This is a genomic window from Empedobacter sp. R750, assembly GCF_030324345.1.
GTDB lineage: Bacteria > Bacteroidota > Bacteroidia > Flavobacteriales > Weeksellaceae > Empedobacter > Empedobacter falsenii_C.
The window spans coordinates 467681-477465 of the sequence record NZ_JACAGF010000001.1; the positions used below are offsets into that span (position 1 = coordinate 467681).

At 31.4% G+C, this 9785-nt stretch carries 9 protein-coding genes and 1 pseudogene; 7 read left to right on the forward strand and 3 right to left on the reverse strand.

The window, feature by feature from the left end; all coding sequences use genetic code 11:
• Positions 1 to 24: 24 nt before the first annotated feature.
• The gene (locus tag HXZ74_RS02450; RefSeq protein ID WP_115000332.1) at positions 25 to 1182 is read right to left on the reverse strand and encodes a homogentisate 1,2-dioxygenase; all 1158 of its coding nucleotides are present in this window, start codon (positions 1180 to 1182) and stop codon (positions 25 to 27) included.
• Between the two features lie 419 nt (positions 1183 to 1601).
• Between HXZ74_RS02450 and HXZ74_RS02455 the strand changes: the two genes are divergently transcribed.
• A complete protein-coding gene (locus HXZ74_RS02455) occupies positions 1602 to 2273 on the forward strand; it encodes a hypothetical protein (protein WP_286473654.1) in 672 nt (223 codons plus the stop codon).
• Between the two features lie 10 nt (positions 2274 to 2283).
• Positions 2284 to 2868, forward strand: coding sequence for a hypothetical protein (locus HXZ74_RS02460; protein WP_115000335.1), 585 nt, complete (start codon positions 2284 to 2286; stop codon positions 2866 to 2868).
• Positions 2869 to 3012: 144 nt separating this feature from the next.
• Here the strand turns inward: HXZ74_RS02460 and HXZ74_RS02465 are convergent, their stop codons facing one another.
• A complete protein-coding gene (locus tag HXZ74_RS02465; RefSeq protein WP_286473656.1) occupies positions 3013 to 5208 on the reverse strand; it encodes a B12-binding domain-containing radical SAM protein in 2196 nt (731 codons plus the stop codon).
• A 59-nt stretch (positions 5209 to 5267) separates the two neighbouring features.
• Positions 5268 to 6218 carry a M20/M25/M40 family metallo-hydrolase gene (locus HXZ74_RS02470; RefSeq protein WP_286473659.1) on the reverse strand — a complete coding sequence of 317 codons (951 nt, stop codon included), beginning with the start codon at positions 6216 to 6218 and terminating at the stop codon, positions 5268 to 5270.
• A gap of 222 nt (positions 6219 to 6440) precedes the next feature.
• On the opposite strand from HXZ74_RS02470, the gene HXZ74_RS02475 reads away from it, so the two are divergent.
• From HXZ74_RS02475 to HXZ74_RS02495, 5 genes and pseudogenes are all read left to right on the forward strand, one after another.
• Positions 6441 to 7004 carry an RNA polymerase sigma factor gene (locus HXZ74_RS02475; RefSeq protein ID WP_185144198.1) on the forward strand — a complete coding sequence of 188 codons (564 nt, stop codon included), beginning with the start codon at positions 6441 to 6443 and terminating at the stop codon, positions 7002 to 7004.
• Positions 6997 to 7824: a hypothetical protein gene (locus HXZ74_RS02480; RefSeq protein ID WP_286473661.1), complete on the forward strand. Its 828-nt coding sequence runs from the start codon at positions 6997 to 6999 to the stop codon at positions 7822 to 7824. Before HXZ74_RS02475 ends, HXZ74_RS02480 begins: the two co-directional genes overlap by 8 nt.
• A gap of 21 nt (positions 7825 to 7845) precedes the next feature.
• Positions 7846 to 8655 (forward strand): DUF4097 family beta strand repeat-containing protein, encoded by an 810-nt coding sequence (locus HXZ74_RS02485; RefSeq protein ID WP_115000345.1) that lies wholly within the window; start codon positions 7846 to 7848, stop codon positions 8653 to 8655.
• Positions 8652 to 9377 carry a hypothetical protein gene (locus HXZ74_RS02490; protein ID WP_286473665.1) on the forward strand — a complete coding sequence of 242 codons (726 nt, stop codon included), beginning with the start codon at positions 8652 to 8654 and terminating at the stop codon, positions 9375 to 9377. The genes HXZ74_RS02485 and HXZ74_RS02490 overlap by 4 nt, the downstream gene beginning before the upstream one ends.
• A gap of 96 nt (positions 9378 to 9473) precedes the next feature.
• Positions 9474 to 9695: pseudogene (locus HXZ74_RS02495) on the forward strand (OsmC family protein); the annotation flags it as partial.
• Between the last annotated feature and the right edge of the window lie 90 nt (positions 9696 to 9785).

The following is a 9785-nucleotide window of genomic DNA, read 5'->3' on the forward strand; positions in this document are numbered from 1 at the left end:
AACTTAGAACAAAATTAAAATCTCTTAATAAAGCCAAGATTTATAATAATCTGGATCTTCTATTTCTAACGCTTGTTCAGTTAACATCAATGGTCTGAAAGGATCAATCATCACCGCTAATTCGTGTGTTTCTTTCGCTCCAATTGATTTTTCAACTGTACCTGGATGTGGACCATGCGGAATTCCTGCCGGATGTAATGTAATTTGCCCTTTCTCAACCGATTTTCTCGACATAAAATCTCCATCAACATAATATAAAATCTCATCAGAATCTACATTACTATGATTATAAGGCGCTGGAATCGCATTTGGATGATAATCGAAAAGACGCGGAACAAAACTACAAATCACAAAACCTGCACCTTCAAAAGTTTGATGAACAGGTGGCGGTTGATGAATACGTCCTGTAATTGGCTCGAAATTATGGATAGAAAAAGCCCATGGATAATGATAACCATCCCAACCTACAAAATCAAAAGGATGAGTTCCATAAACATATGGATAAATCAAACCTTCTTTTTTGATCATAATCTTGAAATCTCCATGTTCATCATTGGTTTCAAGATTTTGAGGACGTTTTATATCACGCTCACAAAAAGGTGAATGTTCCATTAATTGTCCAAAATGGTTACGATAACGACGAGGCGTTTCAACTGGACTAAATGATTCTGTAATAAACAATCGGTTATTTGAATCATTAAAATGAAGCTGATAAATAATTCCGCGTGGAATCACTAAATAATCTCCATATTCAAATTCAATTTGTCCATATCCAGTTTTCAAAATTCCAGAACCTTCGTGGATAAAAATTACTTCATCCGCCATCGAATTTTTGTAGAAATAATCAGTCATCGATTCTTGTGGCGCAGCCAATGAAATATGCAAATCATTGTTAACCAAAACTGGCACACGAGATTCTAAATAATCTTTCGTTGGTTTTACTTTGAAACCTTTTAAAGATGTATGTTTTAAATGTTTTGCGCGAGCAATTTTAGGTTCTACCGAATAAGGTTCGCTAATCGCTTTTACCAAAGTTGGTGGATAACAGTGGTAAACATTGGAATACGTACTCGAAAATCCATGCGTAGAAACTAATTCTTCTGCATATAATTCTCCATTTGGTTTTCGGAATACCGTATGTCGCTTTTGTGGGAATTCTCCCAAATGATGATAAAGTGGCATATCGTATTTTGTTTGTTATTTTGATGAAAAGGTAGATAGATGACGAGATTCGTCAACAAATAATCTGCAATATTCTAGTGTGAATATTGAGCAAATACAATTTTGGAAAGTAAAGCAGAAGTTTGCTTATTCATACCAACAAATAAAGGTTTAATATTTTCCTTAATTTTTTGCATTTCTTTTCTGTTGTAATTCAAATATAGTAATTATTTATTGAATGTAACAAATACACTAGAATAATTAAAATATGTAAAAGCGAGTTAAAAAATTAATTTGTAAATAGGTTTAAATTTTCAAAGTAAATCACAATTATACATATAAAGAAAATAAATATTATTTTTATCTTTACCGTTTGATAAATAAATATTTAATATCTTTAATTTATATAAAATTCAATCATCAAACAACAAACCTTTTTTATGAAGAAACATTTTATTCTATTTGTAGTAGGGCTTTTATCTTCAAATTCTTATTCTCAAGTAGGTATTAAAACAAATACACCTACCGAAACATTAGACATTGATGGGACACTTAGAGTACGTACACTTCCAGACAACGGAACCATAGGTATACATACAACTCCTTCTGGAACTGCCTCTCAAAATCCAGATCAATTATTTAAAGCTCAATATCCTGTTGTAGCTGATGCTAATGGTGTTTTAGGAATAGTGAATAACGAAAAATTAATACCTAATAACACAATTGGGACATCTTTTACTACAAATAATGATTCTGAAGCCTATTTTGTTATAAAAAGATATCATCTCTATGATAATGTTGGAGGAGCCATTGGTCGTTATCATCCAAATTACACCGGAGGAAGTTCTACTGGTATTTTCGATGGTGACACAGGTATGAAAGTAGATAACTGGCAAGCTATGATTTCGAATATAAGTTATAAGTTCCTAACTGCTACAAGTGATACTCAAGCTCAGTTTAAGAAAGATGATTATTTCAATTATAGAATGAAAGGGGCTTCCGGTGGAACTTGGAAAATTATTGGAGATATCATAAATCTACAAGAACAAGATTATGTTGATGTTTTATTTATCAAGTCTAATTATGTTGCAGCAGAAGATCGTTCACTCTAAATCTATTAAAATGAAAAAAAAATTTACATTTTCTTTATTTTTAGCAGGTTTTCTAAATTTTGCTTTTGCACAAGTAGGTGTTAATAGCAATACTCCAACAGAATCTTTAGATGTAAATGGTACAATACGTGTACATAATTTACCTATAAAATCTTCAACATCTCATAATCCTGTTGTTAATTCAGAAAATTATAATGTAATTGGAAAAACAACCAAAGGAAATTTAGTTCCTAATAAAAATGTAGCGAATTTTACGGCAGATGATAATTCTTCTGCAATGTTTGTCATAAAAAGATATAAAATCAGTGATTACCCAAGTAATGGAGCTGGTTTTGATACACAAATGTCTTCCGATAAATGGGAAGCTTTTCTTTCAAATGTAGGCTTCTCTTTTTCTGAAATTAGAGCAATACATAATATTTTTAACGAATATCATTTACATTCTTGGCAGTTAAGAACAAATCCGACACTAAAAAGATGGGTAATTTGGGGAGATATAAATGGAGTAAACGAAAATTCAAATTTTGTTGATATCCTTTTTATAAGAAAGTCAGTTGTTGCTGCAGAAAATAGAGAAGATTTTTATCCTTTTTAAATAAAAAAAATCCATCTTAATTAGTTGGATTTTTTTTTTTCATCATTACTTCTACTAATCCATATTAATAATTTTGCTCATTTTTTATCGTCAAGATTTATTAATCTTATCTTTATCAATAAAAGTATATTTAATAAAATATATTTAAACAATCAATAAAACTGTTTCTTTTAATTTTTCAGCTTGTTTTGAATAGATAAAAATCTCAAAATCAGTTTGTATTTTTTCTTCAAAACTTTGTTTCATTTGTTGATACGAAACTGCTTTTGGACTTTCTTTTAGATGTTGTACAAAATCAACCAACCATTCACCAATCGCTTTGTCTACAACAATTTCAAGGTAATCTTGTTTGGTATGAAATTGTAAAACAGCATTCTCAAAAGTCTTCCCTTTTTTGGTTTTCGTAACAAATTCTATTTGCGGCTTCCCTCCTAACCAAACTACTTTTTGCGTTGGTTTATGTGTTAAAAAAGTTTCATTATTCAGAACAGTTTCGATATAATTTGGTTGAATTGACGTTCTCGGAACTTTAAAATCAAACCATTCATTCAGTGATAATTCAAAACCAACACCGTGCATATAATTAAACAATGACTTCTTTAATCCATACGAAAATTGATCATGAATTAAGCCTGATTTTTCTTCGTGAATCATATCATTATTCGCAAAAGTTCCTAATTCGGTGCTATGATTAATCACTTGATACTTCTCTGGATTCAACCCAACTGGACTATGTGCTGTCATCGCAAATTGATGCCAAAATCCTGATTGAAGAATTCCTAATTCGAACATTTGACGAACCATTTCCAAACTATCAATTGTTTCTTGCTTCGTTTGTGTCGGAAAACCATACATCAAATACGCATGTACCATAATTCCAGCTTCGGTAAAATTACGATTCACAATCGCAACTTGTTCCACTGTCACACCTTTATCAATCAGTTTTAACAATCGATCCGAAGCTACTTCCAAACCTCCAGAAACCGCAATACAGCCCGAAGCTTTTAGTAATCGACATAAATCGTATGTAAAACTTTTCTCGAATCTTATATTTGTCCACCACGTTACGGTCAATTTTCTTCGAAGAATTTCTAACGCAACTTCTCGCATTAATGCTGGTGGAGCTGCTTCATCAACAAAATGAAAACCTGTATTTTGAGTTGTTTCAATCAACTCTTCCATTCTGTCCACAATTTGTTTTGCTGCAATCGGTTCATAAATTTTGATATAATCTAACGAAATATCGCAAAACGTACATTTTCCCCAATAACAACCATGCGCCATTGTCAGCTTATTCCAACGCCCATCACTCCACAAACGATGCATTGGATTAACCACTTCGATGACAGAAATATATTGATCTAATTTGATATCCGTATAATCTGGCGTTCCAACTTCGCTAAATTTATAATCTCGAATAGTTTGATTATTGATATAAGAAACTTGATGATTTTGAAGGGTAAAAGTTCTTTTCAAATCAGAAATTTCAACTTCTTGATTGATGTATTTTATCAACTGTTCAGTTGGTGCTTCACCATCATCTAATGTAATAAAATCGAAAAACTCAAATACTCGAGGATCGCTTAAAGAACGTAATTCCGTATTTGGAAAACCTCCGCCCATATCCACCACAATTTCAGGATAATTTGTCTTGATATATTGCGCACAACGAAAAGCCGAATATAAATTCCCTGGAAAAGGAACCGAAAAACCAATCATTTTTGGATTCGTTTTCTGAATTAATTTTTCTAATTCCGAAAGTGTAATTTTATCAATATAAGTTGGATCTTTTTGTAATTCTTGATACAATTCATCAAAAGAATTTGCTGATCTTCCCAAACGTTCAGCATAACGAGAAAAACCAAAATTTTCATCAACCGCTTCAATAATTAAATCCGATAAATCTTCTAAATATAAAGTTGCTAAATGTTTCGCTTTATCTTGAAAAGACATCGAACCAAAGGCCCATTCCAAATCTTCAACCTCCGCAAAACGAGAAGCTTCTGGTAAATATCCATCTTGAATAATTGAATCAGCTAAGGTCGAATTTTTTCCTTGTAGAAATCGGATAACAGGATCAATAGTTGCGATATATTCATCGCTTAACATCACCATTCTTTTACTATTATCACCTAATTCAATTTCTTGATTTTGAATAAATTCAAATAAATCAATTAAACCTTTTCTTGAAAATAATTGTAAGATAACATCTAAACCTAAATCAGCTTGAAAAGTTGAATATGAAAGTGTGTTTAGAAATCCTTTTAAATAAACTGTTCCAGGATATGGTGTATTTAATTGCGTAAAAGGTGGTGTGATTAATAAAAGATCCGTTTTCAATCGTTGAAATTTGTTGCAAAAATACGGATTGAAAAAAAATAATTTTAGATTTTTATCAATTATTTTTCAGTTTTATCAGTGCTTCTAAACGGCATCGTTTCAATTTTGAAACTTCCTTCAATCACAGCTTTTTCGAGATTAAGAATTCCTTTCAACGATTCATAATCTACTTTATCTGCATCATCTGTTGGTTTGTGATAATCGTCGTGGCCGCCTGTATGAAAAAATAAAACTGGAATATCTTTCTCATAAAACGAAGTTTGATCCGAACCACCTCTACCTTCATAACCTGTATAAAATTTGACAAAATCAGTCGGATTAATTTCGTTAAAAATCGTTTCAAAAGCTGGAGAAGTTCCATAACCTATAATTGAAACGCCAGATTCTTTATTCAAACGACCAATCATATCCATGTTCAACATCCAATGCACTTTGGATAAATCATACGTTGGATGTTTCACAAAATAACGTGAACCAACCAAACCTAACTCCTCTGCACCAAAAGCAATAAATAAAAAATTAACAGGTTCTGTCACTTTATTTTTACTGTAAAATCTTGCCAATTCTAACAAACCAGCAACGCCAGAAGCGTTATCATCAGCACCATTGTGAATCATTCCATAACTATCTTTCGCCAAAGAACTTCCTTGTTTTCCTTCTCCCAAATGATCGTAATGCGCACCAATCACAATCGTTTTTTCTGCTTTGTTATCTAAAAAAGCAATCACATTTTTTGCAGAACGAATACTATCAACAACTTTTACTTTTTTTACTTTCGCCTCAAATCCTTGAAAATAACCATCTTCTCCTAAAGGTTGAAGTTTATATTTTTTGAATTCTTTCGCAATATATTTTGCAGCTTTCAAATTTTCTTCACTTCCAGTTCCTCTTCCTTTCATTTTATCATCAGCCAAAAAATAAACGTGTTTTTTAAGATTTTTGACTTCAATTTCTTGCGCAAAAGACTTGGTTCCTACAACCAAAGATAAGATGATAACTATTTTTTTCATATTCAATTTCGACTAAGTATAACGTCTAACAAAAATAGAAAAATAATCAAGAATATAGATGAATAGGATAATTTTAGAAATTTAATTTCGCTTATTATCACTGAAAATCAGGGTGAATAATTCAATAATTGTTAAATTTCAAAAACTTTTTTAAAAATTGATGCAACATTCAAAAACTTGCTGCGTCTATACAATAGACACAACAATGAAACCTTGAAAATTTTGGAGAAAGAAAATTTTTCAATAAATGATAAACAACTATTAGATTGGTGCGAATCTGGTGTAGAGGCTGGTTATACTCAGCTCTATCATCGCTATTCGAAATCAGTTTACAATTCTGTTTATCGTTTGGTGACAGAAGTTTCTGATGCGGAAGATTTGACACAAGAAATTTTTATTTCACTTTTTTCTGATATTCAAAAGTTGAAAAGCATCGAGAATTTAGGAGCTTGGTTCAGTAGAGTTGCGATTAATAAATCGATTTCACATTTACGAAAAAATAAAGTTTATTTTTCTGATGTTGATGGAGCAAATATTATTGATGACAGTGAAGAAAGTTTGGAAGAAAAACAAATATTGGATGGTAAAATTGAAGAATTGCAACAAGCGATTGAAGAATTACCTACTGATACAAGAACAATTGTGAATCTATTTCTGTTCGAAGACATGCCGCAAGAAGACATTGCTCAACTTTTGGGATTGAGCCACAACACGGTGAGAAGTAAATATCATCGTGCAAAAAAGAAAATTTACGAAACCTTACAACAAACCGTTTGCAATGAATGATTCTTTAAAAAAACATATCAAAAAAAACAGAGAAGCCTTTGAAAACAAAGAACCTTCTGCAGAATTATGGAAAAGAATTCAGGCTGAGATTCCTAAACAGGAAGAAAAAACGTTGGTAATTGAACAACCTAAGAAATGGAGAATTCAGAATTGGAGTATTGCTGCTTCTGCGCTTGTTCTATTGAGTGTTGGTGGATATTTTTTCTTGAAAAATGATCAAGTAAATTCGCCAAAAACAATTGAAGTTGTTAAGGAAAAACAGGTTAAAAAAGTAGAAGAAGTTCAACCAGAAATTGTTTATCCAACTGAAATTAAAACTGAACAAAATGAAAAAGAAATTCAGTTTGTAAGAATTACGAAAGAGAAAAAAGTTGAAAAAGTTGTTCAAGCAAAAGAAGAATTAATTGGTATAGATGAAAACCTTAAAAATGAAATTTTAAGTTCATTAAACGATCAAGAATCAACAAGTAATCGTATTAATGCAATTGCAAAAATAGCTGATTTACCAAGTATTGATCACAATTTAAAAAAGAGTTTATACAACTTAGCTTTAAATGACAACAATACAATTGTGCGACTAAATGCACTCGAAGCACTTGCTTCAAAATTACCTAAATCGGACGTTTCAAAAGAGTTAACAGACATTTTTATGAAGCAAGATGATCCGATGGTACAAATGGAATTAATAGGAATGATAGCGCATATCAATAACGATCAAATCGATTTGAAATTAACAAATAAATTACAAGAAATGGTTTTGGATCCTACAACAAAACCGTTTGTGAAAGACGAAGCGTACGCGGTTCTTTTTAGAAAATAATAATTAACAAAAAATCAAAAAATGATAAGAAAAATATTTTTGGTAGCTGCATCTTTTATGATGATGTCTACGTACACTTTTGCGCAAAACGAATCGAAAAGTGCGAATGAAGATAATTCGAAAACGTACAAATTAGCTGTAAGTAAAGGAAAACTGAACCTTGATCTTGGACGAGTTACAGTCGAAGGTTACAATGGAAACGAAATTGTTTTTTCTACTAAAACAAGATCGCGAGATAATGACGAAAGAGCAAAAGGATTGCGCTCAATCAACTCATTAGGACTTGAAGACAACACTGAATTAGGAATAAATGTTGTAGAAAAAAATGGTGTAATCGAAGTAAAACAACTTCAACAAATGACACCTCCAAACATCAAAATATTGGTTCCGAAAGGTGTAACAATTTCATTTAATCATCAATCTCAATTTGGAAGTACCATTACGTTCAAAAATATTGAAAATGAAGTTGAAGCAACTGCAAGCTACAACAATATTGTATTAGAGAATGTAACGGGTCCTGCAACAATCAACACGATTTATGGTTCTATCGATGCTAAATTTAGTCAAAATGTAAAAGGTCCTTTGTCGCTTGTGTCGATCTATGGTCACGTGGATGCTTCGATTCCGAAATCTTCTAAAGCAAATGTAAAATTAACAACTTCGTTTGGTGATATTTTGATTGCACCCGAATTATCATTAAAATTAGAAGCGAACAATAGTTCGTCTGACATGATAAAAATTAACAATCAAGCAACAGGAACGTTAAATGGTGGTGGAACAAGTTTCCTTTTCAGATCAGATTACAGTAAAATATATTTGAGAGCGTTATGAGAACAGTAATTTTATCTTTAGCAATGGGCTTATTGGCAAATTTATCAATCGCTCAAACAAAAATTCAGAAGAGTTTTTCAGTTGAAAAAGGGCAAGAATTAACATTAAAATTTGATTATCCACAAATCATTAAAATCACCACTTGGAAACAAAACGAAGTGAGTATTTCTGGAAATGTAAATATCAATAATGGTAAAAATGACTCGAATTTTAACTTAACTGAAAGCAAAAACGGTCAAGGAAAAACCATCGAAGGTAGAGTTGTTAACCTAAAAGATATTCCGCATCAAGTGAAAGCGACTTTTGGGAGTGAGAAAAAACAATTTCAAACCAAAGAGGATTACCAGAAATATGTTGATGCAAATGACATTAAATCTTCTTCGGTTTCTACAGGCGTACAAATGGATATTGTATTGGAAATCAAAGTTCCTGAACATATGAAAACGGCTATCGAATCGACTTATGGAACAATTGAAGTTATCAATTTTGATGCGCCGATTATTGCACAATCAACTTACGGAAGTGTGGATGCAACAATGAATGCAAAACAAATTGGAGAAATAAAAGTGGAAACTTTTTTTGGGAAGATGTACACGAATTTAGATTTTGCAATAAAGACTATAAAGTCAGATAATTTTCATTCAGTAATTGCAGCAAACGTAGGTAAACAGCCATTGCAAGAATTTTCTTCTAAATATGGAAATGTCTATTTGAGAAAATAAATAGTAGATAAATTATAACATTTTTTGAAAGCACAATTGAGGATTCTCAGTTGTGTTTTTCTTTTAGAAAAGATTATTTTTGATAAAAATTAAGCAATGAATCATTTATTTAAAGTTGCGCTAAATTGGATGAAGAAAGATAATATTTCTTCTTCTTTAAGCAGAATTTATACAAAAAGTCATCACATTTCGATTGAAGGAAAACCTGATTTAGAGGTTTCTGCTGCGAAAGCTTTCAAAGGTGATCCAAATTTATACAATCCCGAAGATTTACTTTTGAGTAGTTTGACTTCTTGTCACATGATGTCGTATTTATATTGTGCTTGTTGCACAACACTAAATATAGCAATTTTTCATATCTTGTAGTATGCAAGGACGAAAAGAATTTATTCCTCAACTTTTTTATGA

Excerpts from the sequence above, each read along its gene's own strand:
- HXZ74_RS02455 (WP_286473654.1), top strand. The coding sequence starts at position 1,602 with ATGAAGAAACATTTTATTCTATTTGTAGTAGGGCTTTTATCTTCAAAT.
- HXZ74_RS02480 (WP_286473661.1), top strand. The coding sequence starts at position 6,997 with ATGAATGATTCTTTAAAAAAACATATCAAAAAAAACAGAGAAGCCTTT.
- HXZ74_RS02470 (WP_286473659.1), bottom strand. The coding sequence starts at position 6,218 with ATGAAAAAAATAGTTATCATCTTATCTTTGGTTGTAGGAACCAAGTCT.
- HXZ74_RS02485 (WP_115000345.1), top strand. The coding sequence starts at position 7,846 with ATGATAAGAAAAATATTTTTGGTAGCTGCATCTTTTATGATGATGTCT.
- HXZ74_RS02460 (WP_115000335.1), top strand. The coding sequence starts at position 2,284 with ATGAAAAAAAAATTTACATTTTCTTTATTTTTAGCAGGTTTTCTAAAT.
- HXZ74_RS02490 (WP_286473665.1), top strand. The coding sequence starts at position 8,652 with ATGAGAACAGTAATTTTATCTTTAGCAATGGGCTTATTGGCAAATTTA.
- HXZ74_RS02450 (WP_115000332.1), bottom strand. The coding sequence starts at position 1,182 with ATGCCACTTTATCATCATTTGGGAGAATTCCCACAAAAGCGACATACG.